Source organism: Microbacterium sp. ZW CA_36 (genome assembly GCF_044987475.1).
Lineage (GTDB): Bacteria > Actinomycetota > Actinomycetes > Actinomycetales > Microbacteriaceae > Microbacterium.
Window position 1 is genome coordinate 1 of the sequence record NZ_JBJDRL010000011.1, and the last position, 24,527, is coordinate 24,527.

Annotated in this window: 24 protein-coding genes; 12 read left to right on the forward strand and 12 right to left on the reverse strand. The window is 72.0% G+C overall.

Going from position 1 to position 24,527, the window contains the following annotated elements:
• From ACI3KX_RS07135 to ACI3KX_RS07160, 6 genes are all read left to right on the forward strand, one after another.
• Window positions 1-1,077, forward strand: a 1,077-nt coding sequence (locus ACI3KX_RS07135; RefSeq protein ID WP_404909080.1) for a ThiF family adenylyltransferase, incomplete at its 5' end; no start/stop codon positions are given.
• The gene (gene glp / locus ACI3KX_RS07140; protein WP_404909082.1) at window positions 1,074-2,306 is read left to right on the forward strand and encodes a gephyrin-like molybdotransferase Glp; all 1,233 of its coding nucleotides are present in this window, start codon (window positions 1,074-1,076) and stop codon (window positions 2,304-2,306) included. The genes ACI3KX_RS07135 and glp, both read left to right, overlap by 4 nt.
• The gene (moaC, locus tag ACI3KX_RS07145) at window positions 2,303-2,797 is read left to right on the forward strand and encodes a cyclic pyranopterin monophosphate synthase MoaC (protein ID WP_404909084.1); all 495 of its coding nucleotides are present in this window, start codon (window positions 2,303-2,305) and stop codon (window positions 2,795-2,797) included. The genes glp and moaC overlap by 4 nt, the downstream gene beginning before the upstream one ends.
• Window positions 2,797-3,444: an NTP transferase domain-containing protein gene (locus tag ACI3KX_RS07150; RefSeq protein ID WP_349428405.1), complete on the forward strand. Its 648-nt coding sequence runs from the start codon at window positions 2,797-2,799 to the stop codon at window positions 3,442-3,444. Before moaC ends, ACI3KX_RS07150 begins: the two co-directional genes overlap by 1 nt.
• Complete coding sequence (locus ACI3KX_RS07155; protein ID WP_349428406.1) at window positions 3,441-3,716, forward strand: DUF6457 domain-containing protein; 276 nt, start codon at window positions 3,441-3,443, stop codon at window positions 3,714-3,716. The genes ACI3KX_RS07150 and ACI3KX_RS07155 overlap by 4 nt, the downstream gene beginning before the upstream one ends.
• Window positions 3,716-3,949, forward strand: coding sequence for a MoaD/ThiS family protein (locus ACI3KX_RS07160; RefSeq protein WP_363353996.1), 234 nt, complete (start codon window positions 3,716-3,718; stop codon window positions 3,947-3,949). The genes ACI3KX_RS07155 and ACI3KX_RS07160 overlap by 1 nt, the downstream gene beginning before the upstream one ends.
• A gap of 37 nt (window positions 3,950-3,986) precedes the next feature.
• Here ACI3KX_RS07160 and ACI3KX_RS07165 read toward each other — a convergent pair whose 3' ends face one another.
• From ACI3KX_RS07165 to ACI3KX_RS07195, 7 genes are all read right to left on the reverse strand, one after another.
• Window positions 3,987-4,427, reverse strand: a complete 441-nt coding sequence (locus tag ACI3KX_RS07165) for a molybdenum cofactor biosynthesis protein MoaE (protein ID WP_363353997.1) — start codon at window positions 4,425-4,427, stop codon at window positions 3,987-3,989.
• Window positions 4,427-4,906, reverse strand: a complete 480-nt coding sequence (locus tag ACI3KX_RS07170; protein WP_363353998.1) for a MogA/MoaB family molybdenum cofactor biosynthesis protein — start codon at window positions 4,904-4,906, stop codon at window positions 4,427-4,429. The genes ACI3KX_RS07165 and ACI3KX_RS07170 overlap by 1 nt, the downstream gene beginning before the upstream one ends.
• Before the next feature lie 28 nt (window positions 4,907-4,934).
• The gene (locus ACI3KX_RS07175; RefSeq protein ID WP_404909088.1) at window positions 4,935-7,541 is read right to left on the reverse strand and encodes an FdhF/YdeP family oxidoreductase; all 2,607 of its coding nucleotides are present in this window, start codon (window positions 7,539-7,541) and stop codon (window positions 4,935-4,937) included.
• A 118-nt stretch (window positions 7,542-7,659) separates the two neighbouring features.
• Complete coding sequence (lepB, locus tag ACI3KX_RS07180; protein ID WP_404909090.1) at window positions 7,660-8,217, reverse strand: signal peptidase I; 558 nt, start codon at window positions 8,215-8,217, stop codon at window positions 7,660-7,662.
• Complete coding sequence (locus ACI3KX_RS07185) at window positions 8,214-8,900, reverse strand: DUF305 domain-containing protein (RefSeq protein WP_404909092.1); 687 nt, start codon at window positions 8,898-8,900, stop codon at window positions 8,214-8,216. The genes lepB and ACI3KX_RS07185 overlap by 4 nt, the downstream gene beginning before the upstream one ends.
• A 100-nt stretch (window positions 8,901-9,000) precedes the next feature.
• Window positions 9,001-10,926, reverse strand: coding sequence for a hypothetical protein (locus tag ACI3KX_RS07190; RefSeq protein ID WP_404909094.1), 1,926 nt, complete (start codon window positions 10,924-10,926; stop codon window positions 9,001-9,003).
• A gap of 17 nt (window positions 10,927-10,943) precedes the next feature.
• On the reverse strand, window positions 10,944-11,681 hold the full coding sequence (locus tag ACI3KX_RS07195; protein WP_404909096.1) for a hypothetical protein: 738 nt from the start codon (window positions 11,679-11,681) through the stop codon (window positions 10,944-10,946).
• 359 nt (window positions 11,682-12,040) lie between these two features.
• Between ACI3KX_RS07195 and ACI3KX_RS07200 the strand changes: the two genes are divergently transcribed.
• Both ACI3KX_RS07200 and ACI3KX_RS07205 read left to right on the forward strand, forming a co-directional pair.
• Entirely contained in the window at window positions 12,041-13,480 is a 1,440-nt protein-coding gene (locus tag ACI3KX_RS07200; RefSeq protein ID WP_404909098.1) for an APC family permease, read from the forward strand.
• Window positions 13,477-14,223 carry a helix-turn-helix domain-containing protein gene (locus ACI3KX_RS07205; protein ID WP_349428420.1) on the forward strand — a complete coding sequence of 249 codons (747 nt, stop codon included), beginning with the start codon at window positions 13,477-13,479 and terminating at the stop codon, window positions 14,221-14,223. Before ACI3KX_RS07200 ends, ACI3KX_RS07205 begins: the two co-directional genes overlap by 4 nt.
• Before the next feature lie 200 nt (window positions 14,224-14,423).
• Here the strand turns inward: ACI3KX_RS07205 and ACI3KX_RS07210 are convergent, their stop codons facing one another.
• From ACI3KX_RS07210 to ACI3KX_RS07220, 3 genes are all read right to left on the reverse strand, one after another.
• Window positions 14,424-15,062 (reverse strand): DUF305 domain-containing protein, encoded by a 639-nt coding sequence (locus tag ACI3KX_RS07210; RefSeq protein WP_349428421.1) that lies wholly within the window; start codon window positions 15,060-15,062, stop codon window positions 14,424-14,426.
• Window positions 15,063-15,164: 102 nt separating this feature from the next.
• Window positions 15,165-17,150 (reverse strand): helicase HerA-like domain-containing protein, encoded by a 1,986-nt coding sequence (locus ACI3KX_RS07215; protein WP_404909100.1) that lies wholly within the window; start codon window positions 17,148-17,150, stop codon window positions 15,165-15,167.
• A 13-nt stretch (window positions 17,151-17,163) separates the two neighbouring features.
• Window positions 17,164-17,820: a phosphatase PAP2 family protein gene (locus ACI3KX_RS07220; RefSeq protein WP_404909102.1), complete on the reverse strand. Its 657-nt coding sequence runs from the start codon at window positions 17,818-17,820 to the stop codon at window positions 17,164-17,166.
• A 132-nt stretch (window positions 17,821-17,952) separates the two neighbouring features.
• Here ACI3KX_RS07220 and ACI3KX_RS07225 point away from each other — a divergent pair, with 132 nt between their 5' ends.
• On the forward strand, window positions 17,953-18,453 hold the full coding sequence (locus ACI3KX_RS07225) for a nitroreductase family deazaflavin-dependent oxidoreductase (RefSeq protein ID WP_404909104.1): 501 nt from the start codon (window positions 17,953-17,955) through the stop codon (window positions 18,451-18,453).
• A 7-nt stretch (window positions 18,454-18,460) separates the two neighbouring features.
• On the opposite strand, the gene ACI3KX_RS07230 is transcribed toward ACI3KX_RS07225, so the two are convergent.
• Window positions 18,461-19,822 carry a multidrug effflux MFS transporter gene (locus ACI3KX_RS07230; RefSeq protein ID WP_349428426.1) on the reverse strand — a complete coding sequence of 454 codons (1,362 nt, stop codon included), beginning with the start codon at window positions 19,820-19,822 and terminating at the stop codon, window positions 18,461-18,463.
• A 358-nt stretch (window positions 19,823-20,180) separates the two neighbouring features.
• On the opposite strand from ACI3KX_RS07230, the gene ACI3KX_RS07235 reads away from it, so the two are divergent.
• Genes ACI3KX_RS07235 through ACI3KX_RS07245 form a run of 3 tightly spaced genes read left to right on the forward strand, consistent with a single transcriptional unit; the run spans window position 20,181 to window position 22,030 of the window.
• Window positions 20,181-20,885 carry a DUF3105 domain-containing protein gene (locus tag ACI3KX_RS07235; protein WP_404909107.1) on the forward strand — a complete coding sequence of 235 codons (705 nt, stop codon included), beginning with the start codon at window positions 20,181-20,183 and terminating at the stop codon, window positions 20,883-20,885.
• 7 nt (window positions 20,886-20,892) lie between these two features.
• Window positions 20,893-21,567, forward strand: coding sequence for a DUF305 domain-containing protein (locus tag ACI3KX_RS07240; protein ID WP_404909109.1), 675 nt, complete (start codon window positions 20,893-20,895; stop codon window positions 21,565-21,567).
• 28 nt (window positions 21,568-21,595) lie between these two features.
• Complete coding sequence (locus ACI3KX_RS07245) at window positions 21,596-22,030, forward strand: hypothetical protein (RefSeq protein ID WP_404909111.1); 435 nt, start codon at window positions 21,596-21,598, stop codon at window positions 22,028-22,030.
• On the opposite strand, the gene ACI3KX_RS07250 is transcribed toward ACI3KX_RS07245, so the two are convergent.
• Window positions 21,992-24,454, reverse strand: a complete 2,463-nt coding sequence (locus ACI3KX_RS07250; RefSeq protein ID WP_404909112.1) for an HAD-IC family P-type ATPase — start codon at window positions 24,452-24,454, stop codon at window positions 21,992-21,994. The two genes, ACI3KX_RS07245 and ACI3KX_RS07250, sit on opposite strands and share 39 nt — an antisense overlap.
• Window positions 24,455-24,527 lie beyond the last annotated feature (73 nt).

Consider the following 24,527-nt stretch of genomic DNA (forward strand, 5'->3'; position numbering starts at 1 on the left):
GCCGCGCACGTCGCGGTCGTCGGTGCGGGCGGCCTCGGCTCCCCCGCCGTGCTGGCGCTGGCGGCCGCCGGAGTCGGCACGCTCACGCTGATCGACGACGACCTGGTCGAGGCATCCAATCTGCAACGGCAGGTGATGCACCGTGTGGGCGATGTCGGTGCGGCCAAGGTCGACTCCGCCGTCCGCATCGCCGCCGACCTCTCGCCCACGACCCTGGTGCGGCCGGTGCAGGCCGTGCTCACGCCGGCCAATGCCCGCGACCTCCTCGCCGGAGCGCACGTCGTCATCGACGGCACCGACACGTTCGAGACCCGCGAGGCGGTGGCCGCCGCGTGCGAGGACCTCGGCGTTCCGCTCGTGTGGGGCGTCGTGCAGGAGTTCCACGCGCAGGCGACGGTCTTCTGGTCCGCGCCGCCGGACGGCGCGGTGCCCGTCCGCCTCGCCGATCTCTACCCGCCGGATGCCGGACGCGAGGCCCCCACCTGCGCACAGGTTGGCGTGCTCGGCGCCCTCTGCCTGCAGGTCGGCGCACTCCTGGCCACCGAGGCCATCAAGCTCATCACGGGGGTCGGCGACCCGCTGCTCGGACGCGTGCTGGTGATCGACGCCCTCCGCGCCCGGACCGACGAGGTGCCGCTGCGCCCCGCGGACGTCCCTTCCCACGGCGGCGGTGTCGAGCGCGAGCCTGCCGTGCCCGAAGACGTCCCGGCGGGCGTCTCGCGGGCGAGCGCCGGCTTGCAGGCCGCTCCTGAGCCCACCCGCCCCGCACCCATCCCGCAGCTGACTCCGGCCGAGGCGCTCGCCGCGCAGCGGGCGGGGGCCGTGCTGCTGGACGTGCGCGAGCCGTTCGAGACCGCGCGCGGCGTCATCCCCGGCTCGATGCTGCTGCCGCTCGGCGACGTGCTCGCCGAGCCGCACCGGGTGGAGCCGCCCCGCGTGATCGTGGTGTGCCAGGTCGGCATGCGCGCACAGCGCGCGGCGGTGGCTCTGCGCGCCGCAGGGATCGAGGCGTCCGTCCTCGCCGGCGGCATGGACGCATGGAACCGCGACGCAGCCGGCGCGGCGGTCCGCGCGTGAGCGGCTTGCGCACGGTCGAGGAGCACCTGGCCGATGTGCTCGCGGCCGTCGAACCGCTGGAGAGCGAGCGGGTCGCGCTCGCTGCCGCGCACGGCCGCACGCTGCGAGAACCGGTGCGGGCCGCGGTCGACATCCCGGTCTTCGACAACTCGGCGATGGACGGGTTCGCCGTCCGCTTCGAGGACGTGGCCGTCGCGCCGGCGACACTCCGCGTCGTCGCCGACCTGCCCGCCGGCACCGACGCCGACCCGGCGCTCGCTCCCGGCGAGGCCGCGCGCATCATGACCGGCTCGGCGGTCCCGGCCGCCGCCGACGCGATCGTCCCGTTCGAAGACACCGCCGGCGGGCTCGCCTACTCGCTCGGTGCGATCTCGGTGCAGAAGGCCCCGCGCGCCGTGGGCGCCCACATCCGTCGCGCCGGCGAGGACGCGCGCGCCGGTGACGAGGTGCTCCCGTCCGGAGAGCTGCTCGGACCCCTGCAGGTCGCCGCGACGGCAGCAGCCGGCGTCGCCGACGTCGTGGTTGCACGTCGACCGCGTGTCGCCGTCATCTCCACGGGGAGCGAACTCGTCGAGCCGGGATCCGCGCTCCGTCGCGGTCAGATCCCCGAGTCCAACAGCGTCCTGCTCGCCGCCCTCGCCGCGGAAGCCGGCGCCGAGGTCGTGCGCCGCGCCAGCGTTCCCGACGAGAGCGGGGCCCTCGACGCCCTGCTCGCCGAGGTGACGGACCCGCGGTCTCCGGCACGTGCGGACGTCGTCATCTTCTCCGGCGGCGTCAGCGCCGGAGCGTACGAGGTGGTCAAGACCACGCTCGCCGAGACCATGGTCTTCTCGAAGGTGGCGATGCAGCCCGGCAAGCCGCAGGGCTTCGGCCGCCTCGCCGCCGGCACGCTGCTGTTCGGGCTGCCGGGCAACCCGGTCAGCGCGGCGGTCTCGTTCGAGGTGTTCGTGCGGCCGGCGCTGCTGCGCCTGCAGGGTCGCCGGGCCATCGACCGCCCCGTCATCGCGCTGCGGGCCGGCGCCGGCTGGCGCACGCCGCCGGCGCGTCGCCAGTACCTGCCCGTCACGATCGACCGCTCCGATCCTGGGGCCTGGCGTGCCGTGCCGGCGACGAGCGGCGGATCCCACCTCGCGGGCGGACTCGGCCGTGCCGAGGCCTATGCCATCGTGCCCGCCGAGGTCGACGCGGTGGCGGCCGGCGATGTCGTCGATGTCATGCTGATCTCATGAGCACGCCCGAACCGCCGGCCTTCACGCACCTCGACGATGCCGGGAACGCGCGCATGGTCGATGTCACGCTGAAGCAGCCGACCGTGCGCTCCGCGACAGCCCGCGCCTTCGTGCGCTGCGCGCCCGAGGTGGTCGCCGCACTGCGCGACGGGTCGGTGCCGAAGGGCGATGTGCTCGCGGTCGCCCGCATCGCCGGCATCCAGGCCGCCAAGCGCACCCCCGAGCTGCTGCCGCTCGCGCACGTCATCGGCGTGCACGGCGCTGCGGTCGACCTCGCGGTCGAAGACGGCGGCGTCGCGATCGAGGCGACGGTGCGCACCGCAGACCGCACGGGCGTCGAGATGGAGGCCCTGACCGCGGTCTCGGTGGCCGGCCTCGCCGTCGTCGACATGGTGAAGGGGCTCGACAAGGGCACCTCGATCGAGAGCGTGCGCATCGTCACGAAGACCGGCGGCAAGAGCGGCGACTGGCACCGCCCGGGCGAAAGCTGATGCCCGGCCGGCGACCCGTCGTCCCCGCCGGCCTGGGCGGGATCCTGCTCGCCGGTGGCCGCGGCACGCGCGTGGACGGCGCCGTCAAACCGCTGTTCGAGGTGGGCGGGCGCACACTGCTGTCGGCGGCGGTGACCGCGGCGACGGATGCCGGAGCCCGGCCCCTCACCGTCGTGGCACCGGTGCTCGACGAGAGCCTCCCCGTCGGATGGGTGCGCGAGGACCCGCCGTTCGGCGGCCCGGCCGCCGCCGTGGTCACCGCGCTCGCATCCTGGCCGGCTGAGGACGACCCGGAGTGGACGCTCGTACTGGCCTGCGACCTCCCCGGCGCCGACGCGGCCGTCCGGCGGCTCGTCGACGATCTCGCTCTGCTCCCGGCCGATACCGAGGGGCTGTGCCTCGGCGACGCATCGAGCCGCCCCCAGTGGCTGACGGGCGTGTACCGCACGCGGGCGCTGCGGCAGGCGGCATCCGCTCTCCCCGATGGAGGGCGCGACCTGCCGATGCGCAGGCTCGTCCACGAGCTGGCGATCGCCGTCGTCGCGGCGCCCGACGACCTGACCCGCGATGTCGACACGTGGGAGGATCTGAACGAGGCCCGCGCGCGGGCCGATCACGCGCACCCCAGCCTGGAGGAGTCGCCATGAGCGAGCAGTCCCGCACCCTTCCCCCCGAGGCCCTCGACGCCTGGGCCGCCGCGCTGCGCGAGCGGTTCGACCTCGCGCCCGAAGACGTGCCGGTATCGCTGATCCTCGACCTGGCACGCGACGTCGCGGTCGGCGTGGCACGCCCGGCGGCGCCGTTCAGCGCGTTCGTGGCCGGGCTCGTGGCGGGTCGCAACGGCGGCTCCACGGCCGACATCGAGTCCGCCGTGGCCGCGATCACCGCGCTCGCCGGCGACTGGGAGCACGAGGCCTGATGGCCGTCGTCCGCTACTTCGCCGCCGCGCAGGAGGCGACCGGCCTGGATTCCGAGCGCCGCACCGAGACGACGCTGGGTGAGCTGCGCCGCGCCGTGTCGGAGGAGTTCCCCGGGCTGGGCGGCATCCTGCCCCGCTGCGCCGTGCTCGTCGGCGGCTCACGCGTCGACGACGACACGCCCCTCGGCAGCGACGACATGGTCGACGTGCTGCCGCCCTTCGCCGGCGGCTGATCCCGCTTCCGGGCTGCGGGGCCTTCGGCCGCCGCGGTCAGCCGCCGAGGCCGAGCCAGGTGGCGGTGCCGTCGGATTCGACCTGGCGCTTCCAGACCGGCAGGTCGGTCTTGATCGTCTCGATCAGCGTGCGGCACACCGCGAACGCCTCGGCGCGGTGGGCGGACGCCACTGCGATCACCACGGCGGCGTCCCCGACGTGCAGCGTGCCGACCCGGTGCGACACGGCGACGAGCGCTCCGGTCGCCCCGATCGCCGCGGCCGCCAGGCGGGCGAGCGCCGGTTCGGCGTCAGGATGCGCCGAGTACTCGAGGGCGACGACGGCGGTCGCGGCATCCGGATCATGATCGCGCACGCGACCGACGAACGTCGTCACGGCGCCCATGCGGGAATCGTCGACGGCGCGCAGGTGGGCGTCGAGATCCAGCGGCTCGGCACTGATGGCGGCCATGCGCACCGCGTCTGTGGTCAGGGTCATCAGTGGTCCCCTCCGCCCAGCTGGTCCAGCACATGTAAGGCGACCGACAGCACGACCGGCATCCCATCCGCCACCCCGCCCGGGGACCCGGGCAGGTTGACCACGAGCGCGCCGTGCGGGTCGACGACACCGGCGATCCCGCGCGTCAGCAGGCCGGCGGGCTTCTCGGCCGCACCGCGTCGTCGCAGCTCCTCCGCGATGCCGGGCACCTGGCGGGTCACGACGCGTGCAGTGCCCTCCGGCGTCTGGTCTCGCGGCGAGACACCCGTGCCGCCCGTCGTCACGATCAGCTTGACGCCCGCGACGACCTCGGCGGTCAGCGCGCGCTCGACGCTGTCGGCGCCGTCATGCACCACGACGGCATCGGCGCAGTCGAAGCCCGCCTCCCGCAGCGCCGAGACCGCGATCGGCCCGCTCGCGTCGGCGCGAGCGCCCTCGGCGGAGCGATCGGACACGGTGATGACGGCGGCGCGGGTCATGCCTCCAGCCTAGGCACGCGCCGGACTCTCAGGTGCGACGTGCGAGCCGCACCACCACCGACTTCGAGGTCGGCGTTCCCGAGACGTCGGCGACGGAGTCCAGGGGCACCAGCACGTTCGTCTCCGGGTAGTACGCGGCGGCGTTGCCCCGAGGCGTGCGATAGGCGACGATGCGGAACTCCTCCGCTCGTCGCTCCTCGAGCGTGCCGTCCGGCCCCCTCCACTCCGACACGAGGTCGACGACGTCGTTCTCGGCGAAGCCCAGCGCGACGATGTCCTTGGCGTTCACCAGCACGACCCGGCGCCCGCCGTGGATGCCGCGATACCGGTCGTCCTTGCCGTAGATCGTGGTGTTGTACTGGTCGTGCGAGCGCAGCGTCTGCAGCAGCAGGCGCCCGCGCGGGATCCGCGGATACTCCAGCGGGTTCACCGTGAACCGCGCCCTCCCGTCGGCCGTCGCGAAGCGGCGCGCATCGCGCGGTCCGTTCGGCAGGTGCAGCGTGCCGCCCTTGCCGATGCGCTCCTCGTAGTCGTCGAACCCGGGGATGACGCGCGCGATGTGGGCGCGGATGAGCGCGTAGTCCGCCTCGAGCGCCGCCCAGTCCGCGTGCGGGACGTTGGACGGATGCCGCAGATCAGCCGGATCGGGGCCGTCTGCGGTCTCGCGGTCGCTGTGGACCGGCGAGTGCGTGCCGTCGGACTCCTCGGCCGCGGTGCGCTCCGGGTACCCGCGGTCATGCCGCGTCGCGTCGCCCGCGGCATCCGTCACCGGCTCAGGTGATGTCACCGGCTCAGGACGATCCGCGCCCGCAACGTCCTTCCCCCGTGACATCACCTGATCTCGCGACGACGACGACGACGCCGACGACGACGCCGCCGACGAGGACGACGTCCGACCGCCGGCGGCTGCGCCGGTACCCGCGGACCCGAAGACCAGGCCGCTCAGCCGGGCCACGATCGCGACCTCGCTGAGCAGCTCCTCCGACGGCGGGGCCAGGCGGCCGCGGGAGGCGTGGACGGCTCCCATGGAGTCCTCGACCGTGACCCGCTGCTCCTGGCCGCCGCGGCGGTCGCGGTCGGTGCGGCCCAGCGTCGGCAGGATGAGAGCGCGACGCCCCGTGACGACGTGGGAGCGGTTGAGCTTCGTGGAGACGTGCACGGTGAGTCCGACGCGCGACATGCCGGCCTCGACGACCGCGGTGTCGGGGGTCGCGGACACGAAGTTGCCGCCCATGCTCATGAAGAACCGCACGCGGCCGTCGCGCATCGCGCGGATCGCGCCGACCGTGTCGAAGCCGTGCTCCCGCGGGGCGGCGAAGGCGAACTCCGTGTCGAGGGCGTCGAGGAACGCCGCCGACGGCTTCTCGTAGATGCCCACGGTGCGATCGCCCTGCACGTTGGAGTGCCCGCGCACGGGGCAGACGCCTGCGCCCGGGCGGCCGATGTTGCCCTGCAGCAGCAGCAGATTGACCACGTCGCGCAGCGTCGGCACCGAGTGCTTGTGCTGGGTGAGTCCCATCGCCCAGCAGACGATCGTCGCCTTCGACGTGCGCACGGTCTCGGCGACCCGCCGCAGCGACTTCTCGGGAAGACCCGTGGCGGTGACGAGGTCGCGCCACGAGGCATCCGCCATGGCCCGACGGTACTCATCGAAGCCGCTGGTGTGCGCGGCGAGGAACTCGTGGTCGAGCACGCCCCCGTCGGCCTCCTCGGCCTCGAGGAGGTGCTTGCCGATCGCCTGGAACAGTGCCTGGTCGCCGCCGAGGCGGATCTGCAGGAACTGGTCGGCGAGCTTGGTGCCGCCGAACGCGACGCCCCGCACCGTCTGCGGATTCTCGAAGCGCATCAGTCCCGCCTCGGGCAGCGGGTTCACCGCGATGATCGTCGCCCCGCGCTGCTTCGCCTTCTCGAGCGCGACGAGCATGCGGGGGTGATTCGTGCCCGGGTTCTGCCCGGCGACGATGAGCAGGTCGGCGTCATGGATGTCGTCGATCGAGACGGTCCCCTTGCCGATGCCGATCGTCTCGGTCAGCGCCGAACCGGAGGACTCATGGCACATGTTGGAGCAGTCGGGCAGGTTGTTCGTGCCCAGGCCCCGCACCAGCAGCTGATACAGGAACGCCGCTTCGTTCGAGGTGCGGCCCGACGTGTAGAAGACCGCCTCATCGGGATCGTCCAGCGTCCGCAGCTCATCCGCCACCAGGGCGAGCGCATCGTCCCACGAGATCGGCCGGTAGTGCGTCGCACCCTCTTCGAGCACCATCGGGTGGGTCAGCCGCCCCTGCTGCCCGAGCCACCAGTCGTCGTGGCCGCGCAACTCGTCCAGCGGATGCGCGGCGAAGAAGTCCGGGCCGACCCGGCGCAGCGTCGCCTCCTCGGCAACCGCCTTGGCGCCGTTCTCGCAGAACTCCGCGATGTGCCGCTTGTCCTCCTCGGGCCACGCGCAGCCGGGGCAGTCGAACCCGTCCTTCTGGTTGACGCGCAGCAGCGTCTGCACCGACCGGGCCACACCCATCTGCTCGTTCGCGATCTCGAGCGCGTGCAGCACCGCGGGCACGCCGACGGCGACCTTCTTGGGCCGCGACACGTGAACGCGGGTCTCGTCGATATCGGCTCTCGGGGGCTTCGTCGCCATACCTCCAGGCTATGCCTCGCACAGGCATCGAGGGCGCCACGCGACGCATGAGCGGTTCGCCTTTGGATGACGGATGCGGCGGCCACCGGCATCCGTCCGTGAGCGTGTCACCGCGCGCTCAGCCGCCCCACCACGCACGCGCGGTGCCGCGCAGGTCGTCTCGTCCCACGGCCCCCTGCCCCGGCGCCGACACCGATGCCCGGGAGTCGGCAGACTCCGCCCGGTTGTCGCCCATGACCCAGACGGCACCCTCGGGCACGGTGACGCGGAACGGGATGTCGCCGCCCGGCCGCACCGCGCCGGCATAGGCCTCCTCGACCGGCGCTCCGTTGAGGAGCAACCGGCCGGTCCCCGCTTCGCAGCACACCACGACGTCGCCCGCGACGCCGACGACCCGCTTCACGAGGAGCGCGCTCTGCGTACCCGACCATCCTTCGCGGTCGACGAGGAGCACCACGTCGCCGCGCGCAGGCGGGCTCCACCGGTCGAACAGCACCGTGTCGCCGCTGTGCAGCGTCGGGTTCATCGAGTCGTTGCGCACCGTCGCGACACCGAAGGCCGCGGTGAGCGAGAGCGCTGCGCCGGCGGGGACGAGAAGGGCTGCGAGCCAGAAGAGCGCCCGCCGCCTGCCGCCGAGCGATCGGCCGACCGCCGCAGAGCCGGCGACGACCGTCACGGCGCCTCGGCGAGCAGCGCCGTCATCGCCGCGATCTCGCGCTGCTGCTCGACGAGCACGTGCTTGCCGGATGAGCGCACGTACGCATTGGATCCCTCGCGGACCGCGCTCTCGGCCATCTCGAGCGCGCCCTCGTGATGCGCGATCATCAGGTCGAGGAACATCCGGTCGGCGGTGCCGCCCTCGGCGGCGTCGAGGGCGGCGAGCTGCTCGGCGCTCGCCATGCCCTTCATCTGCGTGTGCGGGTGGTCTCCGCATCCGGCCGGCACCGCTCCAGCGGCGGGCTGCGTGCCACCGTGCCCATCGTGCCCGCCGCTCGAACCGCCGGCGGGGATCGCTCCGCGCCACGCGTTCTGCCATGCCCGCATCGTCTCGATCTCGGCGGCCTGGTCGGCCACGATGAACTCGGCGAGCGCCTGCGTGCGCTCGCGGACCCCCGAGGCGCCCAGCACGAGTCTGCTGAGCTCGAGCGCCTGTTCGTGGTGCGGGATCATGCCCTCGATGTAGCAGTGGTCCTCGACGGTCGGGTAGGCGGCGGTGGCGGCATCCGTCCTCGCGCCTGCCGAGGCGGCCTGCGGCGCCGAGTCGGCACCCGTCGTCAGGCTGAGCCCCACGGCCCCGGCCGCGACGATCGCGGTGGAGAGGGCGAGCACGACGCCGAGGGCGGCGATACGACTGCGCATGGGGACGTCCTTTCAGCTCCGGATGCCGCGGGCGGAGGCCTCCGCGACACGGGGGTCCCGCGGGACGACGCGACCGGCGCGTCGCCCCGCGGGCGGGGGGTCAGGCCGCGGCCTGTCCCTTGGCCGCCTGCTGGCGGCGCAGGTGCCACGACGTGGCCGCGAGTCCGGTTCCTGCCACCAGGAGCAGCAGGCCCGACAGCGCCCAGTTGTTCGCGTCGGTCCCGGTCGTCGCGAGTGCGCCGAAGATCGCCGCGGGCGACGCGGACGCCACCGTGAACGATCCCTGGGCGACGGCCGACGAGGTCTGCCCGGTGAGGACCAGCGAGTGCTCGCCGGCGGGCGTGTCGGAGGGCACTACGAACTGGACGCTCACGACGCCCTCGCTGTCGGCGACGAACGTGCCGACGTCGACGGGGTCGGAGTGCATCACGGCGCTCACGGTCTCACCGGGGGTGAAGCCGCTTGCGGTCGCCGACTGTGCGGCGCCGGGGGCGACCTCGGCGCTGCCGAAGGTCACCGGCGCGGCTGCGGGCGCCGTCGAGCCCCCGTTGCCGTTTCCGTTCCCATTGCCGTTGCCGTTCCCGTTCCCGTTGCCGTTCCCGTTCCCGTTTCCGTTGCCGTTCCCGTTGCCGTTCCCGGACTCGGTCGGCGTCGGCGTGGGCTCCGTGGTGGGCTCGGTCGTCGGGGTGGGCGTCGGCGACGCGGTGGGCGTCGGCGTGATGTTCGGGTTCGGCACCCCGCGCATGTCGCCGTTGACCCACTTGCGGCCCTCGGGGATGTTCGGGTTCTGCGCCGCGAAGTCACGCGGGTAGAGGGTGAAACCCTGCCAGTGGATCGGCATCGGGCTCTGGTCCTCGTCGCGGTTGATGTGATGGAAGCCCACGTTCACCCATGCCACCGGGTCTGCGAGCGTCTCGCCGTCGGCGATGTAGTCGCTGACCATCTGCCCCGCCTTCGACGGGATCAGGTTGTGGCTGGCGTGGATCTCATCCGACTTGGCCGACGTGAACGCGATGTCGTAGTCGGTCTCGGGGTTGAGGTTGTACGCCTGGTCGCGCGGCACGATGATCTCGTACGAGCGGGCGTGGCCGTCGGCGTTGATGCTCTCGGGGTTCACGACCCGGTATGCCTCGCGGTTCGAGCCCATCGTCTTGGTCTCGTTCGTGATCTGCGTGAGCTGCGTCTCGAGGATCGCGGTGTGACCCGTGTCGCCCGTCGTGCCGTACTCGCCGGTCGGCGTGGTCGCGAACTTCTCGACCAGCTGGGTGGCCCCGGAATCGATGCCGAAGTCCACGCGCCAGAACGCCGAGTGGTAGTGGTTGACCGCGAAGTCCTCCTGGCCCGGGGCGATCGGCCACCCCTGGTTCACGACGTCGACGTAGTCGTTGGGCGACAGGTCGCCCGTGGCGCCGAGGCGCACCGAGATCTCGCCGTCGTCGTGGAACCGGTACTCGGTCTGGTACTCGTACCAGCCGATGCGCGACACGCTGTGCAGCACGAGGTCGGTGCCCTGCGCGGCGTACAGTGCGTCGCCCGTGATGTTCGACCGGTACGCGAGACCCGAGTCCTCTTCGCCGATGCAGACCGCGGCGATATCGCCGCGGGCCGGGTCCGCCCACGCGTTGCGCACCTCGCCGACCGGGCAGTCGACGGCCTCGATGGCCTGCAGGCGGCGCCCGCCCACCTGGTAGGTCGTCACGTCGTTGTACTCGGTGGCGCCGGTGTCGTACGGCACGTTGAGCTGGGCGAGCGCGATCGAGTCGAGCACGAGGATCGGCGCCGCGTCGTCGCGCGGCTGGTAGGCGATCTTGTCCAGGACCAGGCCGCGGTAGGTGTCGAGGCGCCAGCACATCTGCCAGCTGGATCCGGATTCGAGGGTCTTCGAGACGAGGGAGTCGCCGGAGCAGGATGCCTCGGTGACCGTCTGGGCGGACGCCGCCGCGGGTGCGGACAGCACGAGGCCGCCCGCCAGCAGCACCATCGCGGTGCCCGCGCCGAGAAGCCGGCGGAGGGGGTTTCGTTTCATCGGGAGGGTCTCCAAGGTCATGAGATGGACAGGACGGCCCGCGTCGACAGGTTGACGACGTAGGTGCTGGTGGTGAGGAAGGCGCCGCCGTCGACCTGGGCGAGCAGCTGCACGCACCGGTCGACGCCGCACGACTCGGCACCGAAGGATCCGGCATCCGTGACGAACGAGTGGGCGGTGAGGAGGACCTCGGCGGATGCCGGGGTCAGGACCGAGCCGCCGGTGAGCGCGGCGAACTCGTCGACGACGGGCTGGGCCGCGTCGGAGTCGAGCAGCAGCTCCCACGCGAGCGAGGTCTCGGCATCCGTCGGAGCGGGCTGCGTGCCCGAGGCGCGGTCCACGGACTCGACCGCCCCGTTCGTCGCGTTGACGATCATGCTGACCGTCTCGTTGGTGGCGTAGTCGTAGTACAGGGAGATCAGGCGCCGCTGTCCGTCGGAATACGCCTGCGGGTCGGCCACGTCGGTGGAGAGGAACTGCAGTCCCGGCTCGCCGAACACGTCCTCGCCGGCCGCGAACGCCGCGTCCTGAGCGCCGACGAAGCGCACGTACTCGACCTCGGCTCCCGAGAGCGCGTCGTAGGCGGCCGCGATCGTCGCGGGCTTGGCGACCTCCTCCGCCTTCTCGGGTGCGTCTTCGTCCGTGCTGTCGGCGGCGATGGGGGTGGATGCCGTGATCTCGGGCGACGAGGTCGCCTGTACGGCGGTCTGCGTCGCGAAGAGGAGGGCGACGGCGGCGGCCGCGGCGGCGACCACGGAGCCGATGCCGAGGGCGCGCGGTGTGAGCAGTCGGCCGCGCAGTGCCGGCCGCTGTCGCGAGGGGGGCGGCGAGTCCCCTCGGGAGAGAGCTGTTGTTCGGTCACGGGATTCCTTTCGAGGGCGATGACGCGGCTCGCACCCGCGTCGGGGCCGATTCTTCGCCCGCGCCGTTTCCCCGCCGTGTGGCGTCGCGAACGCCGAGCGAAATCCTGATGAGACGACGACGGCCGATCCCGGCCCGCTGATCTCACGCCGTGTCACGCGGCGGAAACACGGGCCGCCTTTTCCGGCAACGCGCGCCCGGTAGCGTCGCGGCCAGCCGCACCGCGGCGAGCGCCGGGCGCCGAGGAGGACGCGTGAGCACTGCACTCGCGGACGCGATCGAGCGGGCGCGGCCGAGGAACGATCTCGGGTCCAGCTCGCCCTTCGCGGGCCTGCACCGTCGCCACGCGCGCACGATCGACGTGGTCGCGCAGTCGGTAGCGGCCACCGCGCCCGCCGGCGTCCTGCTGATCCACCCCGCCGCCGCCTACGCGCGCAGCGGATCGTTCGCGTTCCTCGACATCGCGATCACGATCACCCTCGTCGTGGGCGTCGGCCTCGTCATCGGCATGTTCGCGCGGCGCATCGCGAGCACGGGCTCGCTGTACACGTTCGCGGCGCGCGGCCTCGGCTCCCACGTCGGCCTCGTCACCGGCGCCGCCCTGGGCATCGGCTACCTCGCCGTCGCCATGAACACGCTGGCGTCGGGCTCGCAGCGACTCGCGGACCTTCTCAGCGGCGGCGCCGCTCCCCCGTGGCTCGTCGTCGTCCTCATCACCGTGTTCGGCGGCATCATCGCGCTGCTCGTCGCCCGCGGACTCCGGATGTCCACCCGCATGCTGCTGGTGCTCGAGTCGATCGCGGTGGCGACGGTGCTGGTCCTGTCGATCGCCGCCCTCAGCCTCACCCGGTGGGATCTGGGGCTGCTCGTCCCGCGCCCCTCGGACTTCTCGCTCGAGGCGATCATCACGGGCGTCGCCTTCGCCCTCATCGGCTTCGTCGGCTTCGAGAGCGGCGCCGCCCTCGGGCCGGAGACACGTCGTCCGTTCGCGGCGGTGCCGCGCGCGGTGATGGTGAGCGTGGGCGCGACGGGACTGGTGATGCTGGTCGGGACGGCCGCGCAGCTGTCGATCGTGGCGGAGCGGCCAGGCGCGGCATCCCTCGCCGCCGTGACGGGCCTGTCCGGCCTCATCGACGTGATCGTGGCGATCTCGTTCCTCGCCTGCGCCCTGGCGATGACGAACGCCGCGACGCGGCTCGGCTTCGCGATGAGCCGCGAGGGCCTGCTGCCGGTGGTCTTCGGCCGGGTGTCGCGTCGCGGCGTGCCGGCGGTCGCCGGCGTGCTGCTCACGACGGTGGTGACGGCGGTTCCGATCGCGATCCTCGCTGTCGGCGGCAGCCGTCAGGACATGCGGATCGTGACCTCGCCGGCGTCGATCATCGGCTTCGTGCTGGCGTACGCACTGGTGTGCGCGGCGGCGCCGGTGTTCCTCGCGCGCATCGGCGAGCTCACGGTGCGCGCCGTGGTGGTCAGCGCACTCCCCCTGGCCGGCCTCTTGTGCGTGCTGGGGTTCTACCTCGCCGCGACACTGCGCGACAATCCCGGCGGGCTGCTGTGGACGGCCGGGATCCTCACCGTCGTCGTCGGCGCCGGCGCGCTGCGGCTGGCACGCCACCCGCGCGTGGCCGCGCGGATCGGCGTGCATGACTGGCCGATCGACTCGGACTGCATCGAAGGGCCGGCCCGGTCGTGAGCGGCGCGGGTCTCGCGGGCGACACCCGGCTTCCGGAGAAGGGCCTCGGCCTCGCGCTGGAGATCCTGGAGCAGGTCGCGCGTGACGACCGCGGCGCGTCGGCGGCCGAGATCGCCCGCGCCGTCGGCGCCCCGCGGGCGACGGTGTACCGCGTGGTCAACTCGCTGGTCCGCGACGAGTACCTCGTGCGGCGCCCGGACTTCTCCGGGTTCCTGCTCGGCACGCGCGTGCTCGAGCTCGCCGCGATCGTGGGCGCCCGCACACGACCGGCCCACGCCGCGGTCGTGGATCGCCTCCGCAGCGAGACGGGCGAGGCGGTGCACCTGTTCGCCTTCCACCGCTCCGGGCTTCTGGTGCTCGACGAGGACACCACCCAGCCGCTGTCGGACCCCGACGTGCTGCTGGCCGACCCCGCGCGATCGGCGATCGGACACCTCTGGCTGGTCGCGCACCCCGACCGCCGTCTGCCGCAGGCGCCGAGCTGGCGGGTCGACGCGGCGTCCGGCGACGTCCGCGCCATCCACGAGGCATACGCGGTCCGTGGCTACACCGAGCAGGTCGCGCTGCTCAGCAGCGACCGCGGGTGCCTCGCCGTGCCGATCCACGACGACGCCGCGCGCCCGGTCGGAGCGGTGACCCTGTCGACCTCGATCTCGCGCCTCTCTGTCGCCGCACGCCACGTCGGCGCGCTCCGCGACGCGGCGCGCGCGCTCGCTCCGATCGGCGCGCTCAGCGACTGGTGACCTCGTCGCACCGATCTCCGGCCTGATCGCCGCCGCCCGTGTTCGTGCGCCGCGCACGTGCGCGTCACCGATCCGCAGCGCCCGGCCGTCAACAGGTCAACCACGCCCGTGCAGGACCGATCCGGCACGGATCTCCTGTCGAAGCCTGGTTGACCTGTTGAGCGCAGGGAGCCCGACGGATGCCGCAGACCGCGGTGTCCTCAGGGCACCGCGGCCAGGAACTGTTCGAGCATCCGCTCATCGGCCGCGGCCTGCTTCAGCACCTCGTCGGCCGACTCCACCACCGCCGGGTGCGGAACGCCGTCGAGGATGAGCGCGACGAGCGCGACCATCCCCGCGTTCTGGTCGCGCAGGATCTCGGCGAACCGGCGCTCGGCGTCGGGATGCTGGGCATCGACGAAGCCCTGCAGCGTGCTCCACGCGGGCATGCCCGGCATCTGCGCGTGATCGGCGCCGTGGCCGCCGCAGGGGCCGTCGGCGGGCGGCTCGGCCGGACGCGCGTCGACCCACGAGACGTACCACTCGCGCAGGTCGTCGAGCTCGTCCTCGTTGCGCGCGGCGATGCCTGTGGCGAAGCCGCTCGCCCCGGCGTCGATGCCCTCCTTGCGCAGCAGCGTCTGCGCGAGCTCCTGCTCCTTGACGCGGTAGTAGATCATCGCCTCGACGTAGCAGTAGTCGTCGGCTGTAACCGGGATCGACGACGACGCCGATGGCGAAGCGGATGCCGAGGGCGCGGCGTCCTTCGTCCCCGACGTGGCGGCCACCGCCAGCGCGACGCCCGCGGCGGCGGTCGCCAAGGCGAGCGTCAGCGCGACGACGACGACTGCTCTGCGACGCACGCGGGCCTTTCGGATCGGAGGGATCCGCCCGACGCCCGCTCCGTGCGCGGCTTCGCACTGCGCGGGGACCCGGGACGTGGAGCCCTCGGGGGCTGGGATGCGTCAGCGCTTGCCGGTGCCGAAGATCCCGCGGATCACCCCACCCAGTATCGTCTGGGTCGACTTCGAGTTCAGAATCTGGTCGAGCGGCGACTTCTGGGCCGACCGCGACGTGCGGGTCGTCCCCGCCGTCTTCTTGAGCAGCCGCTCGTACTCCTGCTGCGCCTTCTTCTCGGCGACGGCGCTCGCCTTGTCGGCGGCGGCCTGCTGCTTGTCGATGGCGGCCTTCTGCTTCGCGTACTCCGCATCGGCCTTCGCCTTTGCAAGGGCAGCGTCCTCCGCGGCTGCGGCGTCGTCGGCGGCCCTCATCTTCGCGGTGAGGATCTCGCGCGCCGACTCGCGGTCGATCGCCGTGCCGTACTTCGCGAGCAGCGGCGACGCCTTCACCGCGGCCTCGATGGCGGGCTCGGGCGTCGGCGACATGAGCCCCTGTGGCGCGCGCAGCCGCGTCCAGGCGACCGGAGTGGGGGCGCCCTTCTCGCTCATCACGGTGACGATGGCCTCCCCGGTGCCGAGCTCCTGCAGCACGCGCTCGAGGTCGTAGCCGGACCTCGGGTAGGTGCCGACGGTCGCGCGCAGCGCCTTCGCGTCATCGGGCGTGAACGCGCGCAGCGCGTGCTGCACCCGCGAGCCCAGCTGTGCCAGCACGTCGGAGGGCACGTCCTTCGGCGTCTGCGTCACGAAGAACACGCCGACCCCCTTCGACCGGATGAGACGCACGGTCTGCACGATCGCAGCGAGGAAGTCCTTCGACGCGTCCTTGAACAGCAGGTGCGCCTCGTCGAAGAAGAAGACCAGCTTCGGCTTGTCGGCGTCGCCCACCTCGGGGAGGATCTCGAACAGCTCGGCGAGGAGGTACATCAGGAACGTCGAGAACAGCGCCGGCTTGTCGATCACCCCCGGCACCTCGAGGAGGCTGATGATGCCGCGGCCGTCGGACGCTGTGCGGATGAAGTCGGCCACGTCGAACTCGGGCTCGCCGAAGAAGACGTCGGCTCCGGCATCCGCGAACGTGATCAGCTCCCGCAGGATCACCCCCGCCGTCGCCGCAGACAGCCCGCCGAGCTCCTTGAGTTCTGCCTTGCCCTCGTCGCTGGTGAGGTGGCTGAGGACGGCGCGCAGGTCCGACAGGTCCACGAGCGCAAGTCCGTTGGCATCTGCGTAGTGGAATACGAGGCCGAGGCTCGACTCCTGCGTGTCGTTGAGGCCCAGAACCTTGCTCAACAGCAGCGGCCCGAAGCCCGACACGGTCGCCCGCACGGGGACGCCCTTGCCGATCCCGCCCAGCGCGAAGTACTCGGTGGCGGATGCCTCGGGCTTCCAGTCCTGCCCGATCGCCTGGGTGCGCGCGAGCAGCTTCTCGCTCGGCGCGCCCGGCGTCGCAACACCCGACAGATCGCCCTTGATGTCGGCGGCGAACACCGGCACGCCCTTCGCCGCGAGCTGCTCGGCGAGTCCCTGCAGCGTGCGGGTCTTGCCCGTTCCCGTCGCCCCCGCGACGAGCCCGTGGCGATTCATCATGCCGAGCGGGATGCGGATCTGCGCCGACGGCACCGGCTCGCCGTTGAGCAGAGCACCGAGATCGAGGGTCGTCTCCTCGAACGCATACCCGGAGGCGATCTTCTCGATGTCGGCTTGAGTGAGCGGGCCGGATTGCGTGGGGAGGATGCTGGGCTGAGAGGCGTGCTGGCTGTCAGAGACGGTCGGGTGAGGACTTTGTTCCTGAGTCTCCGAGGGTGAGCGGGGCGCTCCCGCGGGCCCCTGGGTCGCCGATGCCGAAGTCGGCCCGGCATTCGTGGGCGTGCCGGTCGCCTTGGCCTTCGCGGCGGCGGCCTCGGCGGCCGCGAGCGCGGCCCTGGCCTGTGCGGCCTTGAGGTGCGCCTCGGCCGCATCCGCCTCAGCGCGCAGCCGGGCGAGCTCCGTCTCGGCGGCGAGGATGGCCGGATCGGTCGCGGTGGAATCGGGCGCGGGCGAGTCGGGCGCGGTCATGCGCTCAGCCTAGTCACGGGCGTTTCGCCGCGGCATCCGTCCCCTCCCGCGCCATCGGCAGCGCGAACGCGCCCGCCACGAGCAGTGCGGCCCCCGCGCCGATCAAGGCGCCGCCGAGCGTGTCGCTCAGCCAGTGAGCGTGCAGATAAGTGCGGCTGAACGCCATCAGCAGCACCCACGCAGCGCCGACGAGGCCGACCCACAAACGGGGGACGATCACGGTGGCAGCGACGGCGATCGTGGCCGCGTTGGCCACATGCCCCGACGGGTATGAGCCGTAGTCCGAGACGATGAGGATGTCTTCCGGCCGCACCCGACCGAACGCGTGCTTGAGCACCTGCACTCCCGCGGCCGAGACCGCTTCCGCAGCGAGGAAGTACGCCGCCGCCCACGGGCGGCGCAGCAGGATGAGCCCGATCGCGCCGCCGATCGGCACCACGAGGACGCCGAACCAGCCGCCGCCGACGAAGTTCATGACCTGCGAGAACCCGGTGAGGACGGGGCCCCACCACTCGCCGACGAGGGCGTTCCACGCGGTGTCGACGGCGAACGGCTCCTCTCCCCGCGAGAAGATCCACCAGCCCAGCAGGCACGACAGCACCACGAGCGCCGACCCGGCGATCAGGTAGGCGATGACGGGCACTGCCACCCGCCGCTCTGTCGTGGTCATCGCCCCATTCTGCCTGGCAGGCAGCGACATCCGCCTCATCCGGGCTTTTTCCGCGCGCCTCTTGACAGCCTCCCGTCCCGGCGGGCCTCACCGACCGTGACGGCGTCGCCGGCGTCGGGCAGGATGGGAGCCATGGCAGCAAAGGCCGTCGACATCGTGCGTGCCATCGTCGCGCCTCTCACTCGCACGAGGGTGTTCCGGCGGGTGCTGGGGCCGCTGCTGCTGCCGCCGGTCGAGCGCTTCGTCACCTGGATCTCGCACGGACGGGTGCAGGTGAGCGCGCTGCTGGTGCCGTCGCTCGTGCTCCACACGGTCGGAGCGAAGTCGGGCGAACCCCGCGACGCGGCGCTGATGTACACGCCCGACGGTCAGGGGCGCGCGATCGTCGCGGGCACGAACTTCGCCGGTGCTCGCCACCCGGCATGGACGGCGAACCTGCTGGCCCACCCGGATGCCGCGATCACCGTTCGCGGGCGGCGCATGCGCGTCCAGGCCACGCCGGTGCCCGACGCCGAACGCGATGCCGTGTGGGCGCGCATCGAGGCCCAGTGGCCCGGCTACCGCAACTACGAGCGGGAGTCCGGACGCACCGTCCGCCTGTTCCGCCTGCAGCCGGTGGCGCACACGGAGTGAACCCGGGTCAGGGCGCCAGGCGCTCCACCGTGCGCGGACGCACGATGAGCCACAGCGACAGCAGGCCGACCAAGGAGCAGCCGACCATGACCGAGGCCATCGTCGTCGCCGTGATGCCGGCGTCCTTCGCGATCCACCCGACGAGGGGCGAGATGAGGCCGGCGACGCCGAAGTTCGTCGCACCGATGATCGACTGCGCCGTGCCCGCCGCCTTGCCGTGACGGTCGAGGGCCAGCACCTGCACGCACGGGAACGTGAAGCCGCACCCCGTCATGAAGACGAACAGGGGCACGATCGTCCCCCAGAGCCCGAGACCGAGCTGGTCGGTGACGATGATGGCCGCGGCCGCGACGACGAGCACCGCGGTCGACCACGCCATGACCCACTGCGGACCGAAACGGGCCGCCAGACGCGACGCGGCCTGGACGCCCACCACGACGCCGACCGAGTTGACGGCGAACATCAGGCCGTACTCCTGGGCGCTCAGGCCGTAGCTGAGCTGGAAGAGGAACGACGAGCTCGAGAGGTACGAGAACAGGCCCGAGAACGTCATGCCCCCGATGATGAGCACGCCGATGAACACCCGGTCGCTGAAGACGCTCCGGTAGCGCTGCCACACGGTGGTCGAGCCTCGCTCGTGGCGGCGCGCGGGCGGCAGGGTCTCGGGCAGGAACACGATCGCCGAGACGAGCATGATCGCGCCGTACACGGCGAGGACGACGAAGATGCCGCGCCACGGCATGACGGCCAAGAGCGCCGATCCGACGAGCGGAGCGAGCACCGGCGCGACACCCGAGACGAGCGCGAGGCGCGACAGCATCACGACGAGGCGGCGACCGCCGAACAGGTCGCGCACGATCGCGGCGGCCACGACGCCGCCCGCGGCGGCTCCGGCACCCTGCAGCACCCGTGCCACCGACAGCAGCTCGAGGGTGGGGGCGAGCGCGGCGGCGACGCTCGCCACGACGTGGAGTGCCGTGACCGACAGCAGCGGAATCCGCCGGCCCACCTTGTCGCTCAGCGGTCCGACGATCAGCTGACCCAGCGCGAACCCGATCATCGTGCCCGTGAGGGTGAGCTGGATCATGGCGGCCGTGGTGTCGAAATCGGCCTCGAGCACCGGGAAGGCCGGCAGGTAGAGATCGATCGTGAACGGGCCGAGCGCCGTCAGGGCGCCGAGCAGCACGATGTAGAGGACGCGGCGACGATGCGGGATCGAGTCGCCCGGGTGCAGCACGATCGGCGCGGTGGCCGGGTTGCTCCCGAGCGTGCGGATCGCGCCCGTGGATGTCGGGTGCGCGGGCGGCGCGGGCTGGGGATCAGCGGCTGTCTGGGGCTTCTGGACGGGGAGCGATGCGGTGTCGAGCAACAGTGGGCTTCGTTTCGTGGCGGGAGATTCGACGGCGGCGTACGGAGGAACGGCGTCGACATCGCGGCAAGGCGGTGCGGGCGCAGAGAGACGGACCGAGGGGAAGCGAATCGTCCGGCGCTGCCGATCGGCACCGGGATCCGCGTTTCGACGCGCGGTCGAATCGATTCGAAATCCCATGATAGCGGATGCCCCCGCCCGGCCGCACGCGCGACCGGGGTGCCGGTGAGCGCTGTCGGCGCCTTCTCAGGGCTTGGACACATGCGCTCGCATAGGATGAGGGCAACCCGCCATCCGCCGTCGCGCGATATGTTCCGGGCGCCCAGACCCCTGTTCCCGATTGGCAGAGATCACGAGCATGACCCCGACCGACAAGCGCACGAGCGGCAACCCGGCCACGCAGGCGAAGATCGACCTCACCGTAAAGCAGCAGCGCGAGCAGAAGCGCCAGGAGAAGCTCGCCGAGTACCAGAAGCAGCTCGCCAAGCGCCGTCGCAGCAAGCTGGTGTGGTGGATCGTCGGCTCGGCCGCCGCCGTGCTGGTCGTCGGTGCGATCGTCGCCTCCATCGTGTTCGCGCCCGCGCCGGCTCCCTCGTACGCACGCGGTGCCGGCGACGGCAGCGGCATCGAGGGCGTCGAGACGTTCGAGAACACGGCGAACCATGTAGAAGGCGACGTCGACTACGCCCAGACTCCCCCGGCCGGCGGCGACCACAACGCCGTCTGGCTGAACTGCGGCGTCTACACCGAGCCGGTTCCCAACGTGAACGCCGTCCACTCCCTCGAGCACGGTGCGGTCTGGATCACCTACGACCCCGCGCAGGTGTCGGATGACGACATCGCCACGCTCGAGGACGCGCTGCCCTCGACCTACACGCTGCTCTCCCCGTACAACGACATGGACAGCCCCATCGCCGTCAGTGCGTGGAACGCCCAGCTCAAGGTCGACTCTGCCGACGACGAGCGCATCGAAGAGTTCATCAAGGCGTACTGGAACAGCACGAACGCTCCCGAGCCGGGCGCGGCCTGCACCGGTGCGTTCGACGCGCCGGGTAAGAAGTAGGCGCGGAGTGACGGACGAGACATCGACCGGGGGCGCCCGGCGATGGATCGTCATCGCCGTCGCGCTCGTGCTGATCGGCGCGCTCGCCTTCGCGGTCGGACGCTTCTCGACCTTCGGTTCGCAGTCGGCCGCGACGACCCCGGGCACGGCCTCGCCCGAGGCCGGATTCTCCCGCGACATGCAGGTGCACCACGCACAGGCGATCGAGATGGCCATGGAGATCTACCGCAAGACCGAGGACGACGAGCTGCGCATCCTCGCCTACGACATCGCCACCGGGCAGGCCGGCCAGCGGGGTCAGATGTACGACTGGCTCGTGCGGTGGGGTCTCTCCCAGTCCGGCGGCCCGATGATGCAGTGGATGGATGCCGCAGCCGACGACCACGGGCACGGCGGCGCGTCCAGCGCCGCGATGACCGAGGATGAGGCGCACGAAGCCATGGGCATGGCGTCCGCGGACGAGATCGCGGCTCTGGAGGCCGCCGCCGGGCAGGAGGCGGACTGCCTGTTCCTGCAGCTCATGATCCGGCACCACGAAGGCGCGATCCCCATGGCGGACGCGCTCCTGGAGCTCGGCACCGACCCGCGCGCCCTCGAGGTGGCCGGCGCCATCAAGAGCGGTCAGACGTCCGAGATCGACGCGATGCAGTCGATCCAGACGCGCCTCGGCTGCACCGGCTGACGCGAGCCGCGCCCGCTACAGTGATCGCGTGACCGCCGACACGCACGAGAGCCGCCGCTCGCCCGCTGCGCGCCGGCCGGTCGTCGTGACCGTCGCCGTGGTCATGGTCTACCTCAGCGCGTTCGCCAACGTGCTGCTCGGCATCCTGGTCCTCCTCAGTCGTTACCAGGTTGCGCGCGCCGAGGTGCTCGCGGTCTCTCTGCTGGGCGCGGCGATCATCCTCTTCGGGCTCCTGCTCGTCGCGGTCGCCTCGGGGCTCGCCCGCGGCAGCCGGCTCTCCCGCGTGCTCGCGACGATCTACCTCGCGGTCCTGATCACGCTGAACGCCGTGACGATCGCAGCCACCGACGGCTGGGACTGGAGCACCGCGATCCAGCTCGCCGTGCAGGTGCTGGTCGTCGTCGTCCTGTGGGCGCCGCCCGGATCACGCCACTTCGCCCGCGCCGCCGCCGCCGCCGAGTGAACCGGCATCGGCCAGCGCCCGCGCGACGTAGCGGCGGTGGAAGAACCGCACGATCTCGATCGCGCCGATCGTCAGCACCGTGACGACGGTCACCAGCCAGGCCGCGTCTTCGCCCGGGTCGACGAGCTGGAAGAACTCGGTGAGCAGCGGCACTGTGAAGACCGCGACGAGCGCGATGAACATCGCCCCGATCACGAGAGCCTTGAAGCGCGTGATCGGTCGCGAGAGCACGGTGAGCACCCAGATGCCCACGATCGCGAGGATGATCGTCGACCCGGTGCGCAGCTCCGGTTCGCTCACCCCGAGCGCCATGGCCCCCAGCGTGTACAGCGTCAGCGCGACCGCGATGATCACGCCGGCGGGGATCGCGAACGCCAGGGAGCGTCGCAGGAACCCGGGCACGTATCTCTGGGTGTTCGGCAGCAGCGCAAGGAAGAACGCGGGGATGCCGATGGTCAGGCCGTCCGTGATCGACAGCTGGCGCGGCAGGAACGGGAACTCGAGCACGAGCACGCCGAACAGCACGGCGAGTCCCGTCGCGTAGGCCGTCTTAGTGAGGAAGAGCATCGAGACGCGCTCGATGTTCGCGATCACCTGGCGTCCCTCGGCGACCACGTCCGGCAGATGCGAGAACCTGCTGTCGAGCAGCACGATACGCGCGACCGCCTTGGTCGCCGCCGCGCCGGAGTTCATCGCGATGCCGAGGTCGGCGGTCTTGATGGCCAGCGCATCGTTGACACCGTCGCCGGTCATCGCGACCGTGTGACCGCGCGACTGGAGCGCGAGGACCATCCGCTTCTTCTGCTCCGGGGTCACCCGGCCGAACACGAGGTTGTGCTCGAGCGCGTCCGCCAGCCCCGCCTCGTCCTCGGGGAGCCGGCGCGCGTCGAAGCCCTCGGCCACGTCGAGCCCCACCTCCCGCGCGATCGCCGCGACCGTGCGGGGGTTGTCACCCGAGATGACACGGATGCCGACGCCCTGCCGGGCGAAGTACGCCAGGGTCTGCGCGGCGTCGTCGCGGACCTGCTCCCGGAAGGTCACGACCGCGGCAGGGACGAGGGTCGCGGGCAGCCGCTCGGCCTCGGCGTCCCCGCTCCCGAGCGGCGTCGCGGCCTGCGCCAGGACGAGCGTGCGACGGCCGGAGGATGCGAGCTCGGTAACGATGCGGCCGAGGTCCGTCGTGGGATCGGCGGCCGCATCGCCGAACACCATCTCGGGTGCACCCAGCACCCACGTGCCCACCGGACCCGTTGCGAATGAGACAGCGCTCCACTTGCGCGCCGACGAGAACGGGATGTACTCCGCCGCCTCGAGAGCGACGCCGACCGGGAACGGATCCCGCAGGCACCGGGCAGTGGCGTTCGCGTCGGGGGCGGCGCCGTACCAGGCGAGCACGTCCGCGACGCCGGCGGCGGCATCCGGCATCGCCTGCAGCGCGTCGAAGGCGATCTCGCCCGCCGTCAGCGTGCCGGTCTTGTCGAGGCAGATGATGTCGACGCGTGCGAGGCCCTCGACCGCCGGGAGCTCGTTGACGAGCACCTGCTGGCCGGCCAGCTTCGCCGCGCCCACCGCGAACGTGATCGAGGTGATCAGCACGAGCCCGAGCGGGATCATCGCGGTCAGTGCGGCGATCGTGTTGACCACGGCCTGCACCCAGCCGCCGTTCTGCCACGCCTGCACCCAGCCGCCCGCGACCATCATCTGCGCGTTCAGCACCAGCAGTCCGACGGGTCCGATGATCCAGCTCATCCACTTCAGCACGCGGTTCACCGACCCGCGCACCTCCGACGCCACCAGCGAGAACCGTTTCGCCTCGCCCGCGAAGCGGTTCGCGTATGAATCGGCGCCTACGCGCGTGACGCGGCACGCGCCCTCGCCCGAGACGACGATCGAACCCGACAGGGCCTCGTCGCCGGGGCGCTTGTCGACCGCATCGGACTCGCCGGTCAGCATCGACTCGTCGATCTGCAGGGCGCGCGTCTCGATCACGGTGGCGTCGGCGGGCACCTGGTCACCGGCGCGGAGGATCAGGATGTCGTCGATCACGACGTCCGCCGGCGTGATCTCGGCCTCGACCCCGTCGCGCCGCACACGGGCCTGCGGTGCGTTGAGGAGGGCGAGCCTGTCGAGCGCGGCCTTGGCACGGAACTCCTGGACACATCCGATGATGGAGTTCGCGAACGCGGCGAGGCCGAACAGCGCGTCCTGCCAGCGTCCCAGCACGAACAGCACGAAGAAGCACGCGAACACGATGCCGTTGAACAGCGTGAACACGTTCGCCCGCACGATGGTCCACACGCTCCGGCTCGTGTCGGGCGTGTAGGCGTTCGTGCTCCCCGCGGCTACCCGCTCGGCGACGTCCGCGGCAGAGAGGCCGGCGTCGGCGACGGGCAACGCGATCGAGGCGTCGGAGGCGGCATCCATGCGTTCAGGGTACTGATGCGGAGAAGACATGCGGATGCCGCGCCCGGCGTCGATCGCCCGGGCGCGGCATCCG